General features: G+C 64.1%; 18 protein-coding genes. 10 read left to right on the top strand and 8 right to left on the bottom strand.

Annotation, left to right across the window (positions count from 1 at the left end):
• Complete coding sequence (locus NKK50_RS01355) at positions 1-1,929, bottom strand: autotransporter assembly complex protein TamA (RefSeq protein ID WP_352543033.1); 1,929 nt, start codon at positions 1,927-1,929, stop codon at positions 1-3.
• Between the two features lie 277 nt (positions 1,930-2,206).
• Here NKK50_RS01355 and NKK50_RS01350 point away from each other — a divergent pair, with 277 nt between their 5' ends.
• The 7 genes from NKK50_RS01350 to NKK50_RS01320 all read left to right on the top strand — a co-directional run bounded on the left by NKK50_RS01350 (position 2,207) and on the right by NKK50_RS01320 (position 14,939).
• Positions 2,207-7,693: an alpha-2-macroglobulin family protein gene (locus NKK50_RS01350; protein ID WP_352543032.1), complete on the top strand. Its 5,487-nt coding sequence runs from the start codon at positions 2,207-2,209 to the stop codon at positions 7,691-7,693.
• Positions 7,694-7,776: 83 nt separating this feature from the next.
• Positions 7,777-9,882: a penicillin-binding protein 1C gene (gene pbpC, locus NKK50_RS01345; RefSeq protein WP_031197935.1), complete on the top strand. Its 2,106-nt coding sequence runs from the start codon at positions 7,777-7,779 to the stop codon at positions 9,880-9,882.
• 241 nt (positions 9,883-10,123) lie between these two features.
• Entirely contained in the window at positions 10,124-10,819 is a 696-nt protein-coding gene (locus NKK50_RS01340; protein WP_023714805.1) for a M15 family metallopeptidase, read from the top strand.
• A gap of 230 nt (positions 10,820-11,049) precedes the next feature.
• A complete protein-coding gene (locus NKK50_RS01335; protein ID WP_023673082.1) occupies positions 11,050-12,078 on the top strand; it encodes a sulfate ABC transporter substrate-binding protein in 1,029 nt (342 codons plus the stop codon).
• An 18-nt stretch (positions 12,079-12,096) separates the two neighbouring features.
• Positions 12,097-12,948, top strand: a complete 852-nt coding sequence (gene cysT / locus NKK50_RS01330; RefSeq protein WP_023687973.1) for a sulfate ABC transporter permease subunit CysT — start codon at positions 12,097-12,099, stop codon at positions 12,946-12,948.
• Positions 12,941-13,825, top strand: coding sequence for a sulfate ABC transporter permease subunit CysW (gene cysW / locus NKK50_RS01325; RefSeq protein ID WP_023690809.1), 885 nt, complete (start codon positions 12,941-12,943; stop codon positions 13,823-13,825). The genes cysT and cysW overlap by 8 nt, the downstream gene beginning before the upstream one ends.
• A gap of 73 nt (positions 13,826-13,898) precedes the next feature.
• Positions 13,899-14,939, top strand: coding sequence for a sulfate/molybdate ABC transporter ATP-binding protein (locus NKK50_RS01320; protein WP_023673079.1), 1,041 nt, complete (start codon positions 13,899-13,901; stop codon positions 14,937-14,939).
• A gap of 14 nt (positions 14,940-14,953) precedes the next feature.
• Here NKK50_RS01320 and NKK50_RS01315 read toward each other — a convergent pair whose 3' ends face one another.
• Together NKK50_RS01315 and NKK50_RS01310 are read right to left on the bottom strand one after the other, a co-directional pair.
• Positions 14,954-15,352 carry a type II toxin-antitoxin system VapC family toxin gene (locus tag NKK50_RS01315; protein WP_023725412.1) on the bottom strand — a complete coding sequence of 133 codons (399 nt, stop codon included), beginning with the start codon at positions 15,350-15,352 and terminating at the stop codon, positions 14,954-14,956.
• Positions 15,352-15,624, bottom strand: coding sequence for an AbrB/MazE/SpoVT family DNA-binding domain-containing protein (locus NKK50_RS01310; RefSeq protein WP_023687970.1), 273 nt, complete (start codon positions 15,622-15,624; stop codon positions 15,352-15,354). Before NKK50_RS01310 ends, NKK50_RS01315 begins: the two co-directional genes overlap by 1 nt.
• Positions 15,625-15,864: 240 nt before the next feature.
• Here NKK50_RS01310 and NKK50_RS01305 point away from each other — a divergent pair, with 240 nt between their 5' ends.
• Positions 15,865-16,845, top strand: a complete 981-nt coding sequence (locus tag NKK50_RS01305; RefSeq protein ID WP_023752963.1) for a sulfate ABC transporter substrate-binding protein — start codon at positions 15,865-15,867, stop codon at positions 16,843-16,845.
• Between the two features lie 261 nt (positions 16,846-17,106).
• On the top strand, positions 17,107-17,556 hold the full coding sequence (locus NKK50_RS01300) for an RrF2 family transcriptional regulator (RefSeq protein ID WP_023673075.1): 450 nt from the start codon (positions 17,107-17,109) through the stop codon (positions 17,554-17,556).
• A gap of 65 nt (positions 17,557-17,621) precedes the next feature.
• Here NKK50_RS01300 and NKK50_RS01295 read toward each other — a convergent pair whose 3' ends face one another.
• Positions 17,622-19,163 carry an acyl--CoA ligase gene (locus NKK50_RS01295; protein WP_050485897.1) on the bottom strand — a complete coding sequence of 514 codons (1,542 nt, stop codon included), beginning with the start codon at positions 19,161-19,163 and terminating at the stop codon, positions 17,622-17,624.
• 113 nt (positions 19,164-19,276) lie between these two features.
• Here NKK50_RS01295 and NKK50_RS01290 point away from each other — a divergent pair, with 113 nt between their 5' ends.
• Positions 19,277-20,425, top strand: coding sequence for a lysophospholipid acyltransferase family protein (locus NKK50_RS01290; protein ID WP_023744560.1), 1,149 nt, complete (start codon positions 19,277-19,279; stop codon positions 20,423-20,425).
• On the opposite strand, the gene NKK50_RS01285 is transcribed toward NKK50_RS01290, so the two are convergent.
• From NKK50_RS01285 to NKK50_RS01270, 4 genes are read right to left on the bottom strand one after another with little or no spacing between them, the layout of a single operon-like run.
• Positions 20,420-20,974: a gluconokinase gene (locus tag NKK50_RS01285; protein WP_023733120.1), complete on the bottom strand. Its 555-nt coding sequence runs from the start codon at positions 20,972-20,974 to the stop codon at positions 20,420-20,422. The genes NKK50_RS01290 and NKK50_RS01285 overlap by 6 nt on opposite strands.
• 2 nt (positions 20,975-20,976) lie before the next feature.
• Complete coding sequence (locus NKK50_RS01280; protein WP_023696194.1) at positions 20,977-21,963, bottom strand: ABC transporter permease; 987 nt, start codon at positions 21,961-21,963, stop codon at positions 20,977-20,979.
• On the bottom strand, positions 21,960-22,940 hold the full coding sequence (locus NKK50_RS01275; RefSeq protein WP_023690800.1) for an ABC transporter permease: 981 nt from the start codon (positions 22,938-22,940) through the stop codon (positions 21,960-21,962). Before NKK50_RS01275 ends, NKK50_RS01280 begins: the two co-directional genes overlap by 4 nt.
• Positions 22,937-24,499, bottom strand: coding sequence for a sugar ABC transporter ATP-binding protein (locus NKK50_RS01270; RefSeq protein ID WP_023744559.1), 1,563 nt, complete (start codon positions 24,497-24,499; stop codon positions 22,937-22,939). Before NKK50_RS01270 ends, NKK50_RS01275 begins: the two co-directional genes overlap by 4 nt.
• Positions 24,500-24,561 lie beyond the last annotated feature (62 nt).

The raw sequence follows: 24,561 nt of genomic DNA, 5'->3' as shown, positions 1-24,561 counted from the left end.
TCAGAACGCCTGTCCGATCCCGGCATAGATGCCGAAACGCGGGTCGCCACGGTCGCGGTTGAGCGGCACGGCGGCGTCGATGCGCAGCGGCCCGAACGGCGTGATGTAGCGCAGGCCAACGCCCGCGCCGACCTTCACGTCGGAAAAGTCCGGCGTCGCTGTGGTCGAGACAGTGCCAGCGTCGACGAACGGCACGATGCCGATCGTGTCGGTCAGCGCAATGCGCATTTCGACCGATGTTTCGAAGAAGGAAAGCCCGCCGATCGGCTGGTTGTCGATGTCCTTCGGTCCGATGCCCTGATAGGCATAGCCCCGCACCGAGCCGCCACCGCCGGAATAGAAGCGCCTGTCGGCTGGAACGTTCTGAAGGCCGGTGCCGACGATCGAACCCAGCGCGACGCGTTCGGCAAGCACGAATTTCGAGGCCGTGTCGAGCGACTGATAGGCCGACCCCTCGCCCCTGAGCTTGAGGAAGGCGGCGCCGCTCAGAATGTCGTAGCTCGGTTCGGCATAGGCCAGAACCCTGAAGCCGCTGGTCGGGTTGAGCCGGTTGTCCCTGTTGTCATAGACATATTGCAGCGGAATGCTGGCGATCAGGTATTTGTGCTTGCCGAAGGCGTCGGTGATCCTGGAATAGTCCAGCGCGATTTCAGCCGAAACCGTCTGCTTCTTGTCGATCTCATAGGACAGGCCGGTGCTGCCCTTGACCGAGAAATGGTCGTAGGCATCGGGATGTTCGAGGACGGTCTTGACGCTGGCGATGAATTTCGAAGCCGGCCCGATCACGCCCGGCTTCTCGAACATGATGCCGGCATTGTAGTTGAGCTCGCTGAGATCGTTGCTGCCGATGCCGCTGATCTTGCCCTCGATGCGCAGCTTTTCGGCCCGGCCGAACAGATTTCGGTGGCCCCAATAGCCTTCCAGGCCTAGCCCTTCGGTGTTGGAGAAAGTGCCGCCGACGCCGAAATAGCGTGGTTTGCGCTCGCTGACCTGAACGCCGATCGGAATGTTGCCGTCGGCGTCGAGACTGTCGGCTTCCTTCAGCGTCACGCTGTTGAACACTTCGAGCCTCAGCAGCCGGTCGCGGGCATCGTCGATCTCGTCGGGCGAATATTGCCGGCCGCGTTTCAGCCCGGTCATATATTCAGTGAACTCGCGATTGACCTTCTCGGTGCCATCGACGGTGGTGTCGCCATAACCGGCAACCGGCCCGGCGGCCACCGTCAGCGTCACGTCTAGCGTCGAGGTGGTGTGCTCGGCCACGACCTGCCTGTCGGTGATCCGGGCCAGCGGCCGGCCCTCCTGCTTCAGCGCCCGCACGATCAGCGCCTCGGCCTTGAGCACGGCGCCCGAGCCGGCATCGCCGCCGGCTATCAGGCCGAAATCGGCGCTCGCCAGCCCGGCGGCATCGCCCTCCAGCCGAATATTGCCGAGCGTGAATTTGGGCCCGCTCGAGATGCTGATCACCACCGGGATCGGCTGCGGACCCGTAAATTCGGCATCGGGCGGCAAATCGTCCAGCGCCTTGCCCTGGATGGTGATGGTGACGACGCCTTCATAACGGGCGTCGGCATAAAGCGCGGCGACCAGCTGTTCGCGGTCGCTACGCGCCTTGGCCAAAAGGCCGAGCGAGCCGGAAACCGGGCGGTCCTCGTCGGATTTCAGCGACGAGGCGTTTTCGAGCTTCTTGATCAGGTCCTTGTCGGCATCGGGCGCTTCGATGGTCACCGCATAGCGCAGCGGGTCGACGATATCGGCGTCCTCGTCATTCGAAGAGCCCCACAATTTGATGCCGAACAGCTCGAAGGCGGCCGCCGACCCCGATTCGGCAACGAGCACGCTCGAGCACGCCAACGCCACAATCAGCGCGCGCGAAAGCGTGCGCCGTGGCGCACTTACCTTCGACATCTGCGCTTCATACGCCGGCATCAGGACAACCTAGGTTACAAAACTAAAATTGGAATGAAGTTTTGAAGCGCTCGTAAAGGGGCCACAATCCAATTGTCTGAAATAGGCAGGGCTTGGAATTCACACCTTCTGCGTTTTCGCAAGAAAGCGTGATCCCTTTCCCGTGGATGAACTATCGGCATACCGGTCATTGGCCGGTTTGGGAACCGTTGGCGGGCGGAAACCTGCCCGTCCTCGTGTTGACAAGCTTGACTGAAGCTTGAACATGCCGCGGACGTAGCAGTGTCTGGAGGGTGTTATGGCGATGCGCGCGGCGGCTCGTGGTCTGTCGATCTTGATTCTTCTCATTTTCGCCTGGGGGTCTGTAGCGCAAGCGGCCGAAGCCCGCCGGGTGGTGACCTCAAATAATTCCGACTATTTCGGCTTCGATCTCAGATCGGACCAGAATGTCAGCCTCGATCAGTGCAAGACGACATGCCTCGGCGACCCCGCCTGCCGCGCCTTTACTTACAACAACAAGGCCAAATGGTGCTTCCTAAAATCCGACTATAACCAGTTGAAACCCTTCAGCGGCGCGGTCGCGGGCAAGGTCGTCAATGTCGATGGCGACCCCGATATCGGCGCCCCGCCGGAACTCGCCTTCTTCCCCAACTGGATGGCCGACCAGGCCCAGCAATACCGCAACAAGCTGACCGATCCGGCCTATGACAAGCCGACCGACGGGCTGGAATCACTCCGCGCCGCCGCCGAACAGGCTGCACTGACCGGCGACCATGGCCAGGCCATGAACAAATACGAGGCCGCGGTCTCGGTCCTGCCTGACGACGGCCAGCTTTGGCTCGGTCTGGCGCGTGAAACGCTTGCCATACAGCCGGCCAGCGGCACCTCCGAATCCTACAATCTGCCGGTCAAAGGCACCTCCGCCGCCATCAACGCCTACAAATTGCTGCGCACCACCAAGACCCGCGCCGAAGTGCTGGCGCTGCTCGGCAACGGCCTCGACCGCCGCGATCTCTACCGTCCGGCCCTGCAGGCTTATGAAGCCAGCCTCGCGCTGGTCAGTTCGCCGGCGGTCAAGGCCGAATATGAGGATCTCAAGGCCCGCAAGGGCTTCCGCGTCATCGATCACTCGATCGACGCCGACACCAGCGCGCCGCGCATTTGCGCGCAGTTTTCCGAGGAGCTGGTGAAGACCGGCGTCGACTACGCCCAGTTCGTCACCGTCGACAACCAGCCGCCCAAGGGCGTCGAGGCCAAGGACAAGCAGATCTGCGTCGAAGGCCTGGAGCACGGCCAACATTACGAAGTGACCTTCCGCGCCGGTCTGCCGGCCGCCATTGGCGAGGTCACCGCCGCTCCGGTCGTGCTGTCGATCTATGTGCAGGACCGCGCGCCGTCCGCCCGCTTCACCGGCGACAGCTTCGTGCTGCCCGCCGGCGCCCGCCGCGGCATCCCGGTCGTCACCGTCAACATGAATGCCGCACAGATGAAGCTCTACCGCATCGGGGATCGTTCGCTGGCGCAGCTTCTGTCCGGCTATCAGTTCCTGAAGCAGCTCGACGGCTATGATATCTCCAGCATTTCCGACCAGATGGGTGAGCCGGTCTGGCAGGGGCAGCTCGATATCGCCAACGACCTCAACAAGGACGTCACGACTTCGTTCCCGGTCGACGAAGCCTTGCCGCAGCGCAAGCCCGGCGTCTACGTGCTGACCGCGCAAGCGGTAAATGAAAATGACGAGGACAATTACAATTCGCTTGCCACGCAGTGGTTCGTCGTCTCCGACATCGGCCTGTCGACCTATACCGGCCAGGATGGCCTCAATGTCTTTGCCCGCTCGCTCGGAACCGCCAAGCCGATCGCCGGCGCCGAACTGACGCTGCTGGCCAGGAACAATGAAATCCTCGGCACAGCCACGTCGGACGCCGAAGGCCATGCTGTCTTCAACCCCGGCCTGACGCGCGGCGACGGCGGCATGGTGCCGGCCGTTCTGATGGCCAAGCAGGGCGACAACGATTTCGTCTTCCTCGACATGGGCCGCGCCGGCTTCGATCTGTCCGATCGCGGCGTCGCCGGACGCGCCGCACCGGGCGCGCTCGATGTCTATGCCTGGACCGAACGCGGCATCTACCGCGCCGGCGAGGATGTGCATGTCGCAGCCCTTGCCCGCGACGGCGCCTCCAAAGCGGTGGAAAACCTGCCGCTGACCTTCATCTTCACCCGTCCCGACGGCGTCGAGAACCGCCGCATCGTTGCCGATGGCGTCTCGGCCGGCGGCTATGCCGTCGACCTGCCGCTGGAAGCCAACGCCATGCGCGGCACCTGGACGGTGTCGATCTATACCGATCCCAAGCAGGCGGCCGTTTCCAGCCAGATGTTCCTGGTCGAAGACTTCGTGCCGGATCGCATCGAGTTCGACATGAAGTCCGACAAGCAGGAGATCGCCCAGGGCGAAACCGCCAACATCGACATTGACGGCCGCTTCCTCTATGGCGCGCCGGCCGCCGGCCTCGCGCTCGAAGGCGAGCTGACGCTGTCGACGGCGCGCGACTGGGACCGTTTCGCCGGCTATTCGTTCGGCCTTGCCGACGAGCAGTCGGCCGAGCCTTCGGTCACCCCGTTCACCGGTCTGCCGGTGGTCGGCGACGACGGCAAGGCGACCTTCCCGGTCACGGTCGACCAGTTGCCCGCGACCACCAAGCTGGTCGACGCCAAGGTCACGGTTCGCATGCGTGAAACCGGCGGCCGCGCCATCGAACGCTCGCTCAACATCGGCATCCGCCCGCAAGGCCACATGATCGGCATTCGTCCGGATTTCGCCGACAATGAGGTGCCGCAGGGCGGCACCGCCAAGTTCAGCCTCATCGCGGTCGACCCCGACGGCAAGCGCGAGACGCTGAAGGGCGCGCAGTGGTCGCTGGTCAAGGTCGAACGCAATTACCAGTGGTACCGCAACAACAACTCGTGGAACTACGAACCGGTCACCTTCACCAAGTCGATCGCCAACGGCCAGGTCGATCTCAGCGCCGATGCCGAGGCGACCGTGACGATGCCGGTCGACTGGGGCCAGTACCGGCTCGAGATCGAGACTGCCGATCCCGAGGGCCCGGCGACCAGCTATGAGTTCGACGCCGGCTGGTATGTCTCCTCGACCTCCACCGAAACGCCTGATGGGCTCGAGATCGCTCTCGACAAGGACAGCTATGCCGTCGGCGACGTGGCCAAGCTGAAAGTGTCGCCGCATTTTGCCGGCGAACTGCTGGTCACCATTGGCGCCGACAAGCTGCTCAAGACCGTCACGGCAACCATGCCGGCCGGCGGCAGCACGGTCGACATCCCGGTCGGTGACGACTGGGGCGCCGGCGCCTACATCACCGCAACCCTGTTCCGGCCCGGCGATGCGCAGGAAACCCGCATGCCGGCGCGCGCCATCGGCGTAAAATGGCTGACGGTCGACCCAGGCTCGAAAAAGCTCGCCGTCACCCTGACGCCGCCGGACAAGACGATGCCGCGCCAGCAGCTGTCGATCCCGGTTTCGGTCGCCGGCGTAGCGCCGGGCAGCAATGCCTATGTCACGGTCGCTGCCGTCGATGTCGGCATTTTGAACCTCACCAACTACAAGGCGCCGGATCCGGAGGGCTGGTATTTCGGCCAGCGCATGCTCGGGCTCGAAGTCCGCGACATCTATGGCCGTCTCATCGACGGCTCCCTCGGCACCACCGGCAAGCTCAGGACCGGCGGCGACGGCGCCTCAATGCAGCCGCAAGGCAGTCCGCCGACCGAAAAGCTGGTCGCCTTCTTCTCCGGCCCGGTCCAGCTCGACGCCGACGGCAAGGCGAGGATCGACTTCGACATCCCGCAGTTCAACGGCACCGTGCGCGTCATGGCCGTCGCCTGGACCAAGGAGGCCGTCGGCCATGCCACGACCGATGTCATCGTGCGCGATCCGGTGGTGATCACTGCCGGCCTGCCCCGCTTCCTGGCGCCTGGAGATGCAGCTATCATGCGGCTCGACGTCGCCGACACCGACGGTCCGGAGGGCGACTATGCCCTGTCGATCGCCACGACCGGCGACCTCTCGACCGGCGACAAGCCCTTGCCCGAAAAGCTGACGCTGGCCAAGGGCAAGCGCCAGACGCTGACCGTGCCGCTGATTGCACAGACGGCGGGCAATGCCTCGATCACCATCAAGCTCGCCCATGGCGACGGCACCGCCGTCGAGCAGACGCTGTATGTTCCGGTGCGTCCGGCGCAATTGCCGGTCACCACCCGTCTGGTCGTCGACCTCAAGGGCAATGGCGGCTCGCTGCGCGTCGACAAGGAGCTGCTCGCGGCAAGCCTGCTCGACGGCGCCTCGATCAGCGTCGGCGTTTCGCAGGCTGCGGCCTTCGACGTGCCGTCACTGCTGATGATGCTCGACCGCTACCCCTATGGTTGCGCCGAGCAGACCACCAGCCGCGCCATGCCGCTTCTCTACGTCAACGATCTGGCGTCCGGCGTTGGCATGCAAAGCGATCCCGAACTGCACGGCCGCGTGCAGGCCGCCATCTACAAGGTGCTGAGCTACCAGGCTTCGGCCGGCAGCTTCGGCCTGTGGGGTCCGGGCTCCGGCGATCTGTGGCTCGACTCTTACGTCACCGACTTCCTGACCCGGGCGCGCGAGCAGAACTACGACGTGCCGGCCCTGGCGATGAGCCAGGCGCTGAGCAATCTGCAAAACTCGGTCGGTTACGACCAGGACGTCCAGGATCGCGGCAGCGAAATCGCCTACGCGCTCTATGTTCTGGCCCGCAACAAGAAGGCCTCGGTCGGCGATCTGCGCTACTACGCCGACACCAAGCTCGAAGCCTTCTCGAGCCCGATGGCCGTCGCCCAGTTGGCGGCGAGCCTGGCGCTCTACGGCGACGCGCAGCGTTCGGAAGCAACCTTCCAGACGGCGCTGCAACTGGCCAAGTCGACCACCGAATACGACTACTACCGGTCCGACTATGGCTCGCGGCTGCGTGATGGCGCCGCGATCCTGGCGCTCGCCGCCGAATCGAAGCCGGTGCCGACCATCGTGCCGGAGCTGATCCGGCTGGTGGCAAGGGAACGCGCCGATGCCCGCTGGACCAGCACGCAGGACGAGTCCTGGATGCTTCTGGCGGCCCGCGCGCTGAAGTCGGGCAACGACTCGATCACGCTCTCGGTCAACGGCGCGCCGCATGCAGGTGGATATTCCAACCACCTCAGCGGCACCGACATTGCCGACAGCCCGCTGACCATCGCCAACACCGGCGCCACGCCGCTGCAGGCGGTCGTCACCACGGTCGCCTCGCCGGTAGAGCCCTTGCCGGCCGGCGGCGACGGCTTCACCATCGACCGCACCTACTACAAGCTCGATGGCACCGAAGCCAACGTCACCGAGGCGACGCAGAACGAACGCTACGTGGTCGTGCTCAAGGTTTACGAGCAGAACCGCTGGCCTTCGCGCCTGCTGATCACCGACCTGTTGCCGGCCGGCTTCGAGATCGACAATCCGGGCCTTGTCTCCAGCGCCCAATTGTCGAACTTCACCTGGCTGGCGCAAACGGACGCAGCCCATCTCGAATTCCGCGACGACCGTTTCGTCGCGGCATTCAATCCCAATGACGGCGATGGCGACCGCAACATCATGCTGGCCTACGTCGTGCGTGCGGTAACGCCGGGCACCTATGCCCATCCGGCAGCCACGGTGGAGGACATGTACCGGCCGCAATATTCGGCCCGCACCGCCACCGGCATGATGGAGATCAAGGCGCCGTAAGGCGCCTTGACGAAGATGAACACGCCGATGTCCGCGACCATCTCCTTCTCCCCGCTATGCGGAGAGAAGGAGCCGGCAGGCGGATGAAGGGCACCACCATGCTCTCCAGAAAATTTCTCCGTCGAACAGGCATCGCCGCCGCCTCCCTCGTCGGCTTTGCGGCGATCGCTGCCGCTTCTCTCTGGGAACTCGACCGCGCTTTTCCGCCGCCGCTGCCCGGAAGGCTCACCGTCTCCACCGAGGTCCAGGACCGCGACGGCCAGCTGTTGCGCGCCTTCGCCACGCCGGACGGTTACTGGCGGCTCGACACTCATCTCGACCAGGTCGACAAGCAGTTCGTCGACATGCTGGTCACCTATGAAGACAAGCGCTTTTGGGACCATGATGGCGTCGATGTGCTGGCGCTGGCGCGCGCCGCCGGCCAGTTCGCCACCAGCGGCCATATCGTCTCCGGCGGCTCGACCCTGTCGATGCAGCTTGCCCGGCTGATCGAGCCACGCGAAAACCGCAGCCTCGGCTCGAAGATCAAGCAGATGCTGCGTGCCATCCAGATCGAGCGGCGGCTGTCTAAGCAGGAGATCCTCGAACGCTATTTGACGCTGGCGCCTTATGGCGGCAATCTCGAAGGCGTGCGCGCCGCGTCACTCGCCTATTTCGGCAAGGAGCCGAAGCGGCTGACGGTCTCGGAAGCCGCCCTGCTGGTTGCGCTGCCGCAATTGCCGGAAAAGCGCCGGCCCGACCGCAATCTCACCATCGCTCATGCCGCCCGCGACCGCGTGCTGACCCGCATGGTTTCGGCAGGCCTGCTTGGCGAGCGCGAGGCCGCGCGCGCCGCCCTCGACGATGTCTCGGGCCTGCGCCGCAAATTGCCGGCGCTGGCGCCGCACGCCGCCTACGCCATGCTGCCCAAGGCCGTGCCCGGCAAGCCACTGCAGCTTACGATCCGCAAAAGCGTCCAGCAAGGGCTGGAACAGGTGGCGCGCGATGCCGCGATCAAGCTTGGCCCGCGCCTGTCGGTCGCCATGGTGATGGCGGACGCACGCACCGGCGACATTCTTGGCGAAGTCGGCTCGGCCGATTTCTTCGATGCCAGCCGCTCCGGCTGGATCGACATGACCAGGATCGTGCGTTCGCCCGGTTCGACGCTGAAGCCGTTCATCTATGGCCTCGCCTTCGAGCAGGGGCTGGTGGCGCAGGAAATGCTGATCGAGGACAGTCCGGTCGATTTCGGCGGCTACCGGCCAAAGAATTTCGACATGGGCTATCAGGGGGATGTCTCGATCCGCCAGGCGCTGCAGCTGTCGCTCAACGTTCCGGCGATCCGCGTGCTCGACTCGGTCGGCCCGGCACGGCTGATGGCGCGCTTCCGCCAGGCCGGCGTCAGCCCGGTGCTACCGGTCAACGAGGCGCCGGGCCTCGCCATCGGCCTCGGAGGCGTCGGCGTAACGCTGCGCGATCTCGTCCAGCTCTATACCGGCCTGGCCAATGGCGGCAAGGCAAACACGCTGCATGACGGCACCGAGCCGGCCAACGACGAGCGCGCCACCGCCACCATCCTCGACGCCCAGGCGAACTGGCAGATCACCGACATATTGTCGGGCGTAAAGCCGCCTGAGGGCGCCTTGCAGCGCGGCATCGCCTACAAGACCGGCACGTCCTACGGCTATCGCGATGCCTGGTCGGTCGGCTTCGACGGCCGCTACGTGCTGGGTGTGTGGGTCGGCCGCGCCGATGCCGGTGCGGTGCCCGGCCTGTCCGGCTATGTCTCGGCCGCCCCCATCCTGTTCGAGGGCTTCGTCCGTTCAGGCCTGACCGCCGTCCCGTTGCCCAGCCAGCCGGCCGGCGTCGTCAAGGCCAGGCGCGAAGACCTGCCGGTGACATTGGCGCGCTTCGGCGCCGGCGCCGACGGACTGGTGCAGGCAGGCCCGACGGAACCGGCGCCAACGATCATTTTCCCGCCCAACGGCGCCCGCGTCGATCTCGCCACCAATTCCGCCGAGGCCTCGCCGCTGGTGCTGAAACTGCAAGGCGGCCGCGCGCCGTTCCGCTGGCTGGCCAATGGCAAGCCGCTCGTCGGCATCGACCGCCGCCGCACTGCGACCTGGCTGCCCGACGGCGCCGGCTATTCGACGCTCACCGTCATCGACGCCGTGGGACGCGCGGCAAGCGTGAAGGTGTTCGTTGAATAGATGGCGCCAAGCGATTCAGGGGATTGGGCTTCTTCGCCCGAGACGCGGCGCGAGGCACCCCCCTCTGGCCTGCCGGCCATCTCCCCCGCAAGGAGGGAGATTATTCGCCTCGCTGCCTTCGCCAATCTCCAACGGTCGAGTAGTAAGCGCGAGGTCCAAACCGCCAATCTCCCCCCTTGAGGGGGAGATGCCCGGCAGGGCAGAGGGGGGTGCCTCGCGCTGTCCTTCGTTGGCAAGCTTCATGGCGGCAACGCTGATGATCCTCGTTGCACCCCCCGCCCACGCCGATCCCCTGCCCGCCGGCTTCGTCCGCCTGGCCGATGTCGATCCCTCGATCCGCCAGGACATCCGCTATGCCGGCCTGGAAAATTTCCTGCATCGCAAGGCCGATGGCTACGACGCCCCAGTCTGCATCCTCACGAAGCAAGCTGCGCAAGCGCTGTCCGGCGTGCAGAAAGCGCTCGCCGCCGACGGCCTGACGCTGGTCGTCTTCGACTGCTACCGCCCGGCCCGCGCCGTTGCCGACATGGGCAAATGGACCAGAGAGGGCGGCCCGCCCGATCCGCAATGGTACCCTCTGGTGCCGCGCGGCGACCTCATCGCCAAGGGCTATATCGGCGAATTGTCCACCCATTCGCGCGGCTCGACCGTCGATGTCGCCATCGCCCGCAGCGACGGCAAGAACAAGTCATCCGCCGCTTGCGGCGCGGCCGGCGCCGGCACGCTCGGTTTCGGCACCAGCTTCGACTGTTTCGACCCGGCAAGCGAAACCGCCCATCGCCCATTGGCGGCAGAAGCGGCGGCAAACCGCAAAAGGCTGCTCGACGCCATGCGCGCCGGCGGCTTCAAGAATTATGCGCGCGAGTGGTGGCACTACACGCTTCGGGATGAGCCGTATCCAAAGCTGCGCTTCGATTTTCCCATCACTGCGGGCTGAACCGCCCGGTGCTACACCGAGCCTTCCCTCGCTCGGCCTTGCTTCTGCGCTGTCAGCTCCTAGATAGCGTCAAACCGGCCGGATTCGGGTTAGACCAATATGAGGAAAATATTTCCTTCCGAAACCCAATATCGGCGAAAATTTCCTTCGGGGGGACAAAAAATGCAACGTTGAATGCATCTAATTTCTATCAATTCGATAGAGTTCAGCCGTCATCAACGGAGGCGGAAATGACCAAACCTCATTTCAAGAAACTGCTCGGCGCACTGGTCGCCACATCGATCCAGTTCGGCACGCTCGGTTTCGCGTTTGCCGATACGACCATTCTGAACGTGTCCTACGACCCGACACGCGAACTCTACAAGGCCTATGACGAAGCCTTCGTCGCACACTGGAAGGCCGAGACCGGCGAGACGGTCACCATCCAGCAATCGCATGGCGGCTCCGGCGCCCAGGCCCGCGCCGTGATCGACGGCCTCGATGCCGATGTGGTGACGCTGGCGCTCGAAGGCGACATCAACGCCATCGTCACCAAGTCGAAGAAGATCAACCCGGACTGGCGCAAGAAGTTCGAGAACAATTCGGCGCCTTACACCTCGACCATCATCTTCCTGGTCCGCAAGGGCAACCCGAAGGGCATCCACGACTGGAGCGATCTGGTCAAGGACGGTGTCCAGGTGATCACGCCGAACCCGAAGACGTCGGGTGGCGCCCGCTGGAACTACCTTGCCGCCTGGGCCTATGCCAACGCCAATGATGGCGGCGACGAGGCCAAGAACAAGGAATTCGTCGGCAAGCTCTACGCCAATGCTCCGGTGCTCGACACCGGTGCGCGCGGCTCGACGGTCACCTTCGCGCAAAAGGGCATCGGCGACGTGCTGATCGGCTGGGAAAACGACGCCTATCTGGCGCTCAATGAATTCGGAGCCGACAATTTCGAGATCGTCTATCCCCCGACCTCGATCCTGGCCGAGCCGCCGGTGGCGATCGTCGACGCCAATGTCGATGCCAAGGGCACCCGCAAGGTCGCCGAAGCCTATCTCGGCTGGCTCTATTCCAAGGAAGCCCAGACGATCATCGCCAAGAACCACTATCGTCCGGCCAAGCCCGAGCTGGTGGATGCGGCTGACATTCCGAAGACGCCCGAAATCAAGCTGATCTCCATCGACGATCCGCTTTTTGGCGGCTGGAAGAAGGCACAGCCTTATCATTTCGGCGATGGTGGTATATTCGACCAGATCTACAAGCCGGCCCAGTAGGATTTAGATCAGGACGACATGACCATAGCACCCGCCAAGGCGGGGTGGCGATTCAGACAGCCGAGTGTCATTCCGGGTTTCGGATTGACGCTCGGCTTCTCGCTTGCCTACCTCACGCTCATCATCCTCATCCCCCTGTCGGGCCTGATCTGGCGCTCGGCAGCCCTCGGCTGGACCGATTTCTGGGCGATCGCCACCGACCGCCGGACCATCAACGCACTCGAAATCAGCTTCGGCACAGCCTTCATCGCAGCCGCCGTCAACGTCGTCTTCGGCACGCTCGTCGCCTGGGTGCTGGTGCGCTACCGCTTCCCCGGCCGCCGCGTCGTCGACGCCATGGTCGACCTGCCCTTCGCGCTGCCGACCGCGGTCGCGGGCATTGCGCTGACCACTCTTTATGCGCCCAATGGCTGGATCGGCCATCTCCTGGCGCCGCTCGGCATCAAGGTCGCGTACACGCCGCTCGGCATTGTCGTGGCGCTTGTCTTCATCGGCCTGCCGTTTGTCGTGCGCACGGTGCAGCCGATCATGGAGGAGATCGACAAGGAAGTGGAGGAGGCCGCTGCGACGCTCGGCGCCAACCGCTTCCAGATCATCACCCGCATCCTGTTTCCCGGCCTGGCGCCGGCCATCATCACCGGCTTCTCACTCGCTTTCGCGCGCGGCGTCGGCGAATACGGCTCGGTCATCTTCATCGCCGGCAACCTTCCCTACAAGTCGGAGATCGCACCGCTTCTGATCGTCATCCGGCTCGAGGAGTACAATTATCCGGCGGCCACCGCGATCGCGGCGATCATGCTTTTGCTGTCGTTCGTGATGCTGCTGGTCATCAACCTGGCGCAGTCATGGAGTCGCAAGCGCTATGGCTGACCCCGAGATCAAATCCTACGAACCGCATCACGAGAGCCGGTCGGCGGCGGTGACCGAAAGCCGGCCGGTGCGGCTGCTGCTGATGGCGGTGGCCTTCGCCTTCCTCGCCATCTTCCTGCTGCTGCCGCTGATCATCGTCTTCCACGAGGCGCTGGCGAAAGGCATTGGCGCCTACACGGAATCGCTCTCCAATCCCGATACGCGCTCGGCGATCCGGCTGACGCTGCTGGTGGCGGTGATCGCCGTTCCGCTCAACGTCGTCTTCGGCATTTCGGCTGCCTGGGCGATCGCCAAGTTCGAGTTCAAGGGCAAGGCTTTTCTAACCACGCTGATCGACCTGCCCTTCTCGGTCTCGCCGGTCATTTCCGGCCTGGTCTATGTGCTTTTGTTTGGCGCTCAGGGACTGTTCGGTGAATGGCTGAAGGCGCACGGCATCCAGATCTTGTTCGCCGTGCCCGGCATCGTGCTCGCGACCATCTTCGTCACCTTCCCCTTCGTTGCCCGCGAACTGATCCCGCTGATGCAGGAACAGGGCAACGGCGACGAGGAAGCCGCGCTCTCTCTGGGCGCCAATGGCTGGCAGACCTTCTGGTACGTGACGCTGCCCAACGTCAAATGGGGATTGCTCTACGGCGTGCTTCTGTGCAACGCCCGCTCGATGGGCGAATTCGGCGCGGTCTCGGTCGTGTCGGGCCACATACGCGGGCTGACCAACACCATGCCGTTGCATGTCGAAATCCTCTACAACGAGTACAACGCCGTCGGCGCTTTTGCCGTCGCTTCGCTGCTTGCCGGCCTGGCGCTGGTCACGCTGGTCTTGAAAACACTTCTCGAGATGCGCTACGGCGCCGAGATCGCCGCGACGCGCGGGCACTGACTAAATGCATATCGCCCAAGACTGGGAACCGGTTTTGGGACAACGACATGCACCAAATTACTGAGGGATCTACATGGAAGTTCGCGTTGCCAACGTACGCAAGGAGTTTGACCGGTTTCCGGCCCTCCATGACGTATCGCTTGACATCAAGTCGGGTGAGCTGATCGCGCTGCTTGGGCCATCCGGCTCCGGCAAGACGACGCTGCTGAGGCTTATCGCCGGCCTGGAGCGGCCGACGCGCGGAAAGATCTTCTTCGGCGACGAGGACGCCTCGCACCGCTCGATCCAGGAGCGCAATGTCGGCTTCGTCTTCCAGCACTATGCGCTCTTCCGGCACATGACGGTCGCCGACAATATCGGCTTCGGCCTCAAGGTGCGGCATGGACCGTCGCGACCACCGGCGGCCGAAATCCGCCGACGCGCCTCCGAACTGCTCGATCTCGTTCAGCTTTCCGGCCTGGAAAAGCGCTATCCGGCGCAACTTTCCGGTGGCCAGCGCCAGCGCGTGGCGCTCGCCCGGGCCATGGCCATCGAGCCCAAGGTGCTGTTGCTCGACGAGCCGTTCGGCGCGCTCGATGCGCAGGTGCGCCGGGAACTCCGCCGCTGGCTGCGCGAGATCCATGACCGTACCGGCCACACCACCGTCTTCGTCACCCACGACCAGGAAGAGGCGCTCGAGCTTGCCGACCGCGTCGTGGTGATGAGCCAGGGCCGCATCGAGCAGGTCGGCTCCGCCGACGAGATCTACGACACGCCGAACTCGCCCTTCGTCTACTCCTTCATCGGCGAATCGAGCATGCTGCCGGTCAAGGTTGAGAATGGCGAAATCTGGCTCGCCGACCGTCCGATCGGCGTGTCGGCGCCGCACGCACCCGAGGGCGATGCGACGCTGTATTTCCGCCCGCACGATATCGAACTGCTCGACGGCTGCAGCGGCTGCATCGCCGGCACGGTCGCGGCCAGCCGCCGCGTCGCCGGCACAAGACGCGTCGAACTGGAAATCGGCGGCGAGCGCCAGCGCGTCGAGATCGAACTGCCTGTGGACCATCCTGCGGCGCAGAAGAGCCGGGTGGCGTTCAGGCCAAGGCGCTGGAAGCTTTTCCCGGCGGCATAGACATCGATCCGGCGCTACTCCAGCCAGTTCTCGAGCGTCAGGCCCTTGATCCGACGGAACTCAGCGGTGTTGGCCGTCACCAGTGTCGTCCCCAACACACAGGCATGGGCAGCAATGAAAAGATCATTGTGGCCGATTGGCTGGCCTCTGGCCTCCAGCTCGGCACGAAGTGCTCCGTATTCGTTATCCATCGGCACATCGAGCGGCAGCACAGGTAACTCGGCGAGCAATTGCTCGACCTTGGCGAGCAGCTTGGCCGATCCCTTGCGGGCGCAGCCATAACGCAGCTCCGAGGCGACAACGATGCTGGTGCACAGGGCACCGTCTCCCGCGCGAACCGCCGTACTGGCGGCTTTGCCGGCCGGATTTCGGATCATGTCGCTGATGATGTTCGTGTCCAGCATGAACCGCATCAGAAGATGTCCTCGGGCCCCACGGGCGCATCATGAATCTCGGGAAAGTCGTCTTCAGGACCAAGCGGCGGCTCTTTCGCCCATTGGGCAAGGAGCGCGACGAGGCCGGGTTTGCGGACCGGCTCGATGATCAGCCGGTCGCCATCGCGGCTGATCAGGACCTTCTCGCCAGGCAGCTCGAATTCGACAGGGATGCGAACCGCCTGACTGCGGTTGTTGCGAAACAACTTCGCCTCCCTGGGCGGTGGTATCGAGTGACGGTGCTGCGGCATGGCAGCCTCCCCTGTCTGTTCCACTTGTATATGCCATTTGTATATGCCATTCGGCTTCGAATTGCAAACCACAGAAAACCCCAACGCACCGGCATTTCGCCTGGAATGAATTTTCGCCGATAACCTGCTTCAGCGATTTCTTTTTCGCTGCAACGCCATACGTCTGCCCCGTGTGCCTCGCAGTACACCCTCCGGCCCGGCTATGTTCTGGCAACGCATTGCACATCGGAGCCTGTTTTCATGAAGCGTTTTTTGCTAAGCGTCGCCACCGGCCTGGTCCTCGCCTCTTCGCCGGCCTGGTCGGCCGACAAATTGCTCAACGCTTCCTATGATGTCGGCCGCGAATTGTTCGCCCAGGTGAACAAGGCTTTCGTCGCCGGCCATCCGGGCGTCACCGTCGACCAGTCGCATGCCGGCACCTCGGCGCAGGCGCGCGCCATTGCCGAAGGCCTCGGCGCCGATGTCGTCACCTTCAACCAGGTCACCGACATCGACTTTCTGGTCAAGAAAGGCCTCGTCTCCGCCGACTGGCAGAAGGATTTCCCCGACAACGCCTCGCCCTTCTATTCGCTCCCATCCTTTCTCGTCCGCGCGGGCAACCCCAAGCGCATCAAGGACTGGAACGACCTCGTGCGCGACGACGTGCAGGTGATCTTCCCCAACCCCAAGACCTCGGGCAATGCGCGCTACACCTATCTGGCCGCAACCGCCTACGCCAAGGAAGCATTCAAGGGCGACGACGCCAAGGTGAAGGAGTTCGTCACCAAGCTGTTCAACAACGTGCCGATCTTCGACACCGGCGGGCGCGCCGCCACCACCACCTTCGTGCAGCGCGAGATCGGCGACGTGCTGATCACCTTCGAGTCGGAAACGCGCGGCATCCGCAAGGAGTATGGCAACGACAAGTTCGAACAGGTCACGCCAACGGTCAGCCTGCTCGCCGAATTCCCGGTGGCGATCGTCGACAAGGTCGCCGACGAGCACGGCAGCCGTGACCTCGCCAAGACCTATCTCGACTTCCTCTACACGCCCGAGGGCCAGACCATCGCGGCTGAAAATGGCCTGCGCGCCCGCAACGCTGAAGTCTCGGCAAAATACAAGGCCGACTTCCCCGATGTCCGCCTGCTGACGGTGGAAGACGTCTTTGGCGGCTGGGACAAGGTACAGAAGGAGCACTTCGCCGCCGGCGGTCTGCTCGACCAGACCTATGGCAGCCGCTGATATCAGCAGCGTTCGACCTCACCTCACAAGAAAGCCGGCGCTTTGCCGGCTTTTTCGTTTTCGCGCGCCGACAAACGGCTTTCAGGCGGAGTCTGTCGCGATCGGCGAAAAACGTTACAAAGAATGAACGCCTTTGTGCCTAACGTCTCAACCGGGCGGCTTGTTCTACGCGAAACCGGGTTGTTCAGGCGAAACGTCATGATTTGCACACAAACAACCGCCAGATGCGGGTGGTTGGGGTTTTCATGAACTGAAGCGGGCATGCTTACCAAAAAAGGCAAATACGGCCTCAAGGCCCTCGTGCATCTTTCCGGCCTGCCGGTCGGCCAGCTTGCATTCGTCAACGACATCGCGATCGCCAACAACATCCCGAAGAAATTTCTGGATGCCATTCTGGGCGAGCTGCGCAATGCCGGTTTCGTCCTCAGTCGCAAGGGCAAGGAAGGCGGTTATCGCCTCGCCCGGCCGGCTTCCGAAATCAAGATCGGCCACGTCGTGCGCGTGCTGGACGGCCCGCTCGCTCCCATACCCTGCGCCAGCCGCACGCAATACCAGCGCTGCGAGGATTGCGACGAGGCGACCTGCCAGGTCCGGCACATGATGCTGGAAGTGCGCCAGGCGATCGCCGAAGTGCTGGACAATCGCAGCCTCGCCGCCATGCGCGACGCCGACAATGATGATTTTCCGGTCGAGCTGACATCGCAGATCTAAATTAGAGCATGGTCCCGAAAAGTGGGAACCGGTTTTCGGACAAGATCATGCTCAAATGAGAGTCCTCAGACCAGGCCGAGCTTGCCGGCCAGGCCGACGCGCTGGATCTTGCCTGTGGGACCCTTGGGTATCTCCTGAAGAAACAAGATGTGGCGCGGCACCTTGAACTCGACAATGCGGCTGCGCGCGAAATCGCGTATCTCATCGGCGTCGGCGATGGCGCCCTCGGCCAGCACGATAGCCGCACCCACCTCCTCGCCGAGCATGGCATGCGGCACGGCGAAGGTCACCGCCTGCGCCACCAGCGGATGATCGAGCAGCACATTGTCGACCTCGAGCGGCGAGATCTTTTCGCCGCCGCGGTTGATGATCTCCTTCAGCCGCCCGGTGATCTTCAGATCGCCATCCTCGTCGATGAGACCCTGGTCGCCGGTGCGGAACCAGCCATCGCTGAAGGCAGCTTCATTGGCCACCGGATTGTCGAGATAGCCATCATGGATGTTGGCGCCGCGCACCGCGATCTCGCCCTTTTCACCCGCCGGCAGGATCGTCCCCTTGTCGTCCAGGATCGTCACCTGCGGACCCGCAGGCAGGCCGACCGAGCCTGGCTTGCGGCGTGCCGGCGGCAGGCCGTTGGATGTCATCTGGTGCGCCGCCTCGGTCATGCCATAGGCCTCGACCACCGGACAGCCGAAGACGCGCTCGAGGTCGCGGAACACGGTGTCGGGAAGCGCTGCCGAAGACGAGCGGATGAAGCGCAGCCGCGCAGCCGCGATGGTTTCGCCATTGCGGGCGGCGCGCGCCAGGATCGCCTGATGCATGGTCGGCACCGCGCTGTACCAGCTCGGCCGGAAATCGCCCAGCCAGCCGTAGAATTTGAGCGGGTTGAAGCCCGGCGTGCAGACAACAGCGCCGCCGACTGCCAGCTGTGCGCTGAGCGCCGCCATCAGCCCGTGAATGTGGAACAGCGGCATCACGTTGAGACACATATCGTTTGCCGACAGCGCCAGGGTGCTGGCGATGTTGGCCATCGATGCCTGCAGATTGCGCTGCCGCAAGCCGACGATCTTCGGCCGCGCCGTGGTTCCCGATGTGTGCAGGACAAGCGCGAAATCGTCGGGCCCGTTGAGCTGCACCTTGTCGCGGCGTGCCTCGCCGGCAGCCGCAAGTTCGGCGTCGCCCAAGAGGAGAAACTCGCCGGCCTTGGCGCCGTCAGTCACGACGACGTCGAGCACCGCAATGCCGAGCCCCTTTGCGGTGTTGCGCGCGGCATCGCCCATGCCTTGTCCGCACAGCAGCAGCTTCACATCGAGATCGCCGAGATAGAAGCGGAATTCGTCTTCGCCGTAAGCCGGATTGAGCGGCGCAGCCGTCGCCAACGCCGAGACCGCCAGGAAACAGGCCGCCATTTCCGGGCCGTTGGGCAAGACGATGCCGACGGCCGTGCCGCGGGCAACGCCACGCCTGGCGAGATCGCCGCAGAGCTTGTCGACAAGATTGGCGAGGCCGGCAAAGCTCAGGGATGGCCGGTCCGGCGCCATCAGCGCCACAGCAGCCGGCTGCCAGGGCTCCAGTTGAGGAAGTGCTACCGATAGGGCCTGTTTCAAGTTCGAACCCTGAATGGCGTTCACCATGGCCTTGCCGGCGCCGATTGCGCGCCCGTGGCAGACGCAGTAAAGCGATTTCCGGACGCACGCAAGAACAGGTGGACACCGATCGGATGAGGCTGCCGTGGCTGGGAAAATCCCGGAAAGCCGACCGGACACCATCGTCCGCCGTCATTTATCATACGGAAATCATCGCCGACATCCTGGTGCCCCAACGCGCCGAGAATGTTCGCTTCTTCAGCCGCAAGCTGGTCCGCGCCGGCAAGTTGCGCACCTTCAACAACAGGGATTTCCGCGAGCTGCTGCTGGCCGCCTTCTATCTCGGGGTCGCGGCATTGCTGCCGGTCAATTGGTGGGCCGCGATCTGCAGCCGCGTATCGGGACTGCGCCTCAAGCGCCACATCCGCAAGGATTTCGTGCGCTACGCCGCCGCGACGCGCGCCGTGCTCGGCAATGGCATCGATGCGCAAAGGCAGTTCAGGGCCTTGCTCTGCGCCAACCACCGTCGGCGTCTGCTGCTTGCCGCGCATCTCATCGGCCGCCGGTGGTCGCCTGATATCCGGCTGGAAGGCCTGGAAGGTCTGGAAGCGGCGCTGAAGCGCGGCCACGGCGCTATCATCTGGTGCGATCAGTTCACGGCCCAGACCATAATCGGCAAACGCGCTCTCCATGAAGCCGGAATCGAGACACACCAGCTCAGTGTCAGGGCTCACGGCATATCCGATTCGACCTTCGGCTTGCGCTTCCTGAACCCGCCGATGGTTCGGGTCGAGAACCGTTTCCTGAAAAGCCGGATCGTGTTCGACCGCAGCGACGCCTACCAGGTCACCGGCCGGATCCAGAAGATCCTTGGCAGCAACGGCGTGGTGTTGGTGACCAACACGGTGCATGCCGGCTCGACATTCACCGAAGTCGGCCTTGGCGAGAGCGGCTGGACCCACCTCGCCTCGGCGCCGACGAATTTCGCTGCCAGAGGCAAGGCGGCGCTGTTTTCCATGTCGACCTTCGAGACCGATCCGTTCCGCCAATACCGCGCCGTCCTAAGTCCCGAACTGGTGCCGGCCCCGGCAGAGGCCGGCGAGCCCGCGACCAGAGCCGGCGGCGCCAAGAACACGGCGCTTCAGGCCGAGTACATATTGCTCAAGCGCGACCGCTTGCTGGAGGCGTTGAAACTCTATCCCGAGCAAATGATGGTCTGGTCAGGCCATGACCGGTTCACCGAACGGCCGGAAACCGCCTTGCCCGACGAGGGTGGTTCATGATTTTGCGCCGGCCAGCAGGCTGGCAACGGCGGTGACGATCTCAGCCACTGGAAGTGTGGCGTCGGCCGTCAGCGCCCGCTCGTCGGCGCCAGGCGGTTCAAGGATGGCGAACTGGCTTTCGACCAGGCTTGCCGGCATGAAATGCCCCTTGCGGCTGGCGACACGCTGCTTGGCGGTAGCGGGATCGATCTCCAGATAGATGAAAACGATATCCCGGCGGAAGCCGCGCAGACGATCGCGGTAGCTGCGCTTCAGCGCCGAGCAGGCGGCAACCACGCTTTGGCCGCTGCCGGTCAGGTCGGCGATCCGCTCGCCGATGGCATCGAGCCAGCCCTCACGCAGTTGATCTGTGAGCGGCTCACCGCTCGCCATGCGGGCGACGTTTTCGGGCGGGTGCAGCCTGTCGCCCTCGACAAAGACGGCCCCTTCCTCTGCTGCCAATGCTTTGCCGACAGCCGACTTTCCGCAGCCGGCGACGCCCATCACCACAATGGCCCGAGGCACTGAGCCGGTAGCGCCCATTGGCGCCTGTGCCGTCTCTTCGTCCACGGTCAGCGGCTTGCCGGCGCGCGGCCGTAGAGCAGGAGCATGGCGACGATGACCAGGCCATAGACGATCTGCCGCCCCGCCTCCGGCATCTGCATGACCGAGAGTATGGACTGCAGGAGGGTGATCAGAATGACACCGGCGACGGTGCCGAGATAGGAGCCGCGGCCACCCAGGATGGAGGTGCCGCCCAGAACCACGGCGGCGATCGACGGCAGGAGATAGGCATCGCCCATCGATTGCGCCGCCTTGGAGGCATAGCCGGCGAGAAGCACCCCGCCAAAGGCGGACAGCCCGCCTGAGATAGCGAAGGCGATCATCACCACGCGCCTTGTATCGATGCCGGAGAGATAGGCGGCACGCTCGCGGTTGCCGATGCCGTAGACGGTGCGGCCGAAGCTGGTGCGGGACAGCACGAACACCATCGCAGCGCCAATCAGCGCCCAGATGATGACGGCGTTAGGCACGCCAGGAATGGTAAAACCTGTCGCAAGATAGCGCATGGCGCCGGTGGCCGAATCCTGTGGCGAGTAGCCGCCGGTATAAACGACCATGAGCCCTTGCGCGACAGCGTTGGTGGCGAGCGTGATGATCATCGAGGGTATGCGCAGATAGGCGACGCCAAAGCCGTTGACGATGCCGATCAGCACCCCGCAAAAGATGCCGAACGGGATGGCCAGCGCCACACCGATCGGGCCATAGGCGGCAGCCGCACACGCCATCATCGCGCCCGCCGCCACCGCCCACGGCACCGACAGGTCGATTTGGCCTAGCAGGATGACCAGCATCATGCCTGTGGCGATGACGCCGAGGAACGAGGCCACCTTGAGCTGCTGCAAGAGATATTCAGGCGACAGAAAGCTCCTGGAATAGAGGCTGCCTAGGAACAGCAACAGCACGATGCAGGCGAAGGCCGTCAGCACCGCCGGATCGGCGCGGCGGATGAATTTCGGCACGCGGCCGGCGATACCGCCCAATGTCGTTTCGCTCACAGGAACCACTCCAGCCGGTTGCGGACCCGAAACAGCGCAAACGCGCCAAGGCTGACCGCGACCAGCAGGATCACGCCCTGGAACAGCGGCTGCCATAGCGGGTCGAAATCGAACACGAACAACAGGTCGCCGATGGTGCGGAAGGCCAGCGCGCCGAAGATGGCGCCGATGGCGCTGCCTTTCCCGCCGAACAGCGAGACGCCGCCCAGCACCACCGCGGCGATCGAAAACAGCGTATAGGCGTTGCCGCTGGCATAGGCTGCATCGCCGGTATAGGTGAAGAAGGTCAGGAACAGTCCGCCGATCGCGGCCAACAGGCCTGCGAGCGCGTAGGCAGCGAACTTGCCGCGCCTTATCGGCACACCGGACATGTAGGCCGCCGTCTCCGAGGATCCGGCCGCATAGGCCGCGCGCCCGAGCACCGAGCGGCTGAACGGTACCCAGACCACGAGCACGACGGCGAGCAGCACGACCAGGCTCGCCGGCACCACGCCCAACAGGCGTCCGGTCAGCGCGTCGGCGAGACCTTCGTTGACCGAACCGCCGGGAAACGGCCTCAGCAGCAGCGCGATGCCGAAATAGACCGCACCCGTGGCGATCGTGGCGACGATCGGCTGCAGGCGGCCGTAGATGACGATGGCGCCGTTGATCGCTCCGCAAAGGAGCCCGGTGCCGAGCACGGCGATGACGCCGAAAGCGGTCTCGAGGCCGGTGCCGATGACCAGCCAGGAGGCGAGGCAATTGGTCAGCGTGAAGATCATGCCGACGGAGAGGTCGATGCCGGCGGTGATCACGACCAGTGTCTGCGCCATGGCGACGAAGGCGAGCAGCACGCCCTTGTTGGACGCCGTCTGCACGACATTGGCGGTGAAGCCCGCCGGATGGTTCGAGGTGTAGATGACGAACATGACAATGAATATGCCGAGTGCCATCAGTGTTCCGCGCTGCTCGGCCAGCCAGTAGCGCCACTCTTTCACGCGTCCGCTCCCTGTCTTGCGCCGGCATCGTCTCTCGCGCCGTCATCGCCGTGGATGTTGAGCGCGCTTGCAATGAGCGCCCGCTCGGTGATCTCGGCCCCGACCAGCTCGCGCTTGACCGCGCCGTCATAGAGCACCAGCACGCGGTCGCAGCAGCCGATCAGTTCGTCATAGTCGGTCGAATAGAACAGGATCGCCGCCCCCGCATCCGCCAGCTTGCGCATCAGTTGATAGAGTTCCTGCTTGGTGCCGACGTCGATGCCGCGCGTCGGATCGTTGAGCAGGATGATACGCGGCTGGCGCATCAGCCATTTGGCGATGACCACCTTCTGCTGGTTGCCCCCCGACAGCGCACCGACCGGAATGTCGAGGCCGCCCGTCTTGATCGCCAGCAGCCCGACCATGTCGTCGATCAGCCGCTGTTCGGCGGCGCGGTCGATGATGCCGGCCTTGGACAGCCGGTCTAGGGCGGCAAAGGAGAGGTTCTCGCGCACCGTCATCGGCAGCATCAGGCCTTCGGTCTTGCGGTCCTCCGGGATCAGCGCCATGCCGATGCGGTCGTCGCGCGCCGCTTGGGGGCTGGCGATCGAAACAGGCTTGCCGTCGATAAGGATCTGGCCGCCGAGGCCGCGCAGCACACCGAAAAAGGCAAGCAGCAATTCGCGCTGGCCCTGGCCGTCCAGGCCGCCAAGGCCGACGACCTCGCCTGCCCCGACCGTCAGCGAGACATTGTCCAGCCGGTCCGTCCAGGACAGCTTGCGCGCCTCCAGCACAGGAACGGCGGCGGCTGCGGTGCGCGCGGGTTTGGGCGGGAAAATATGGCTGTATTCGCGCCCGATCATCAGTTCGACGACTTCGTTGTCGCTCTTTGTGCCTGCCTTGTAGCTGGCGACATTGCGGCCGTTGCGAAACACCGTGCAGTGGTCGGCAAGCTCGGCGATCTCGTTCATGCGGTGCGAAATGTAAAGCAGCGCCAACCCTTCCGAGCGCAACCGCTTGAGCACGCTGAATATCCTGGCGACGTCCGTCGCGGTCAGCGCCGAGGTCGCCTCGTCGAGGATCAGGATGCGCGGCTTCCTGGCCAATGCCTTGGCAATCTCGACCATCTGTCTTCTTGAAAGCGGAAGATCCTTGACCAGCGCCAATGGATGGATATCGGCCGCACCTGCGCGTGCCAGCGCATCCTCGGCAATGCGGCGCTGCGCCTTGCGGTCGATCATGCCGAAACGCTTCGGCGGATCGGAGATGACGATGTTGTCGGCAACGCTGAGTTCGGGAACCAGCGACAGCTCCTGGAAGATGCAGACGATGCCGGACTTGTTTGCAGCAGCAGGCGAAGCGAACGTCACCTCGCCGCCGTTCAGCATCATGCGGCCTTCGTCGGGCGCGACGACGCCCGCCATGACCTTGATCAGCGTCGATTTGCCGGCGCCGTTTTCGCCGAGAATGGCGTGGATGCTACCGGACGCGACCGAAAGCTCGGCCTTTTCCAGCGCCCGCACACCACCATAGCGCTTGGATATGCCTTCCATCCGGAAGAGCGGAACCGCACCGTCCATCGGCCCTCCCGAGGCAGTTTGACTTCAAGGGATATCGAGTGGCCGGCGCCGCGGAGATCCCG

This window comes from Mesorhizobium sp. M0001, assembly GCF_040324255.1.
Classification (GTDB): domain Bacteria; phylum Pseudomonadota; class Alphaproteobacteria; order Rhizobiales; family Rhizobiaceae; genus Mesorhizobium.
Note: the sequence above shows the minus strand (reverse complement) of the source record. Positions and strands in the feature narration are given on the sequence as shown.

Bases quoted from the DNA above. Each gene is read 5' to 3' on its own strand.
- NKK50_RS01355 (WP_352543033.1), bottom strand. From the start codon at position 1,929: ATGCCGGCGTATGAAGCGCAGATGTCGAAGGTAAGTGCGCCACGGCGC.
- NKK50_RS01350 (WP_352543032.1), top strand. From the start codon at position 2,207: ATGGCGATGCGCGCGGCGGCTCGTGGTCTGTCGATCTTGATTCTTCTC.
- pbpC (WP_031197935.1), top strand. From the start codon at position 7,777: ATGAAGGGCACCACCATGCTCTCCAGAAAATTTCTCCGTCGAACAGGC.
- NKK50_RS01340 (WP_023714805.1), top strand. From the start codon at position 10,124: ATGGCGGCAACGCTGATGATCCTCGTTGCACCCCCCGCCCACGCCGAT.
- NKK50_RS01335 (WP_023673082.1), top strand. From the start codon at position 11,050: ATGACCAAACCTCATTTCAAGAAACTGCTCGGCGCACTGGTCGCCACA.
- cysT (WP_023687973.1), top strand. From the start codon at position 12,097: ATGACCATAGCACCCGCCAAGGCGGGGTGGCGATTCAGACAGCCGAGT.
- cysW (WP_023690809.1), top strand. From the start codon at position 12,941: ATGGCTGACCCCGAGATCAAATCCTACGAACCGCATCACGAGAGCCGG.
- NKK50_RS01320 (WP_023673079.1), top strand. From the start codon at position 13,899: ATGGAAGTTCGCGTTGCCAACGTACGCAAGGAGTTTGACCGGTTTCCG.
- NKK50_RS01315 (WP_023725412.1), bottom strand. From the start codon at position 15,352: ATGCGGTTCATGCTGGACACGAACATCATCAGCGACATGATCCGAAAT.
- NKK50_RS01310 (WP_023687970.1), bottom strand. From the start codon at position 15,624: ATGCCGCAGCACCGTCACTCGATACCACCGCCCAGGGAGGCGAAGTTG.
- NKK50_RS01305 (WP_023752963.1), top strand. From the start codon at position 15,865: ATGAAGCGTTTTTTGCTAAGCGTCGCCACCGGCCTGGTCCTCGCCTCT.
- NKK50_RS01300 (WP_023673075.1), top strand. From the start codon at position 17,107: ATGCTTACCAAAAAAGGCAAATACGGCCTCAAGGCCCTCGTGCATCTT.
- NKK50_RS01290 (WP_023744560.1), top strand. From the start codon at position 19,277: ATGAGGCTGCCGTGGCTGGGAAAATCCCGGAAAGCCGACCGGACACCA.
- NKK50_RS01270 (WP_023744559.1), bottom strand. From the start codon at position 24,499: ATGGACGGTGCGGTTCCGCTCTTCCGGATGGAAGGCATATCCAAGCGC.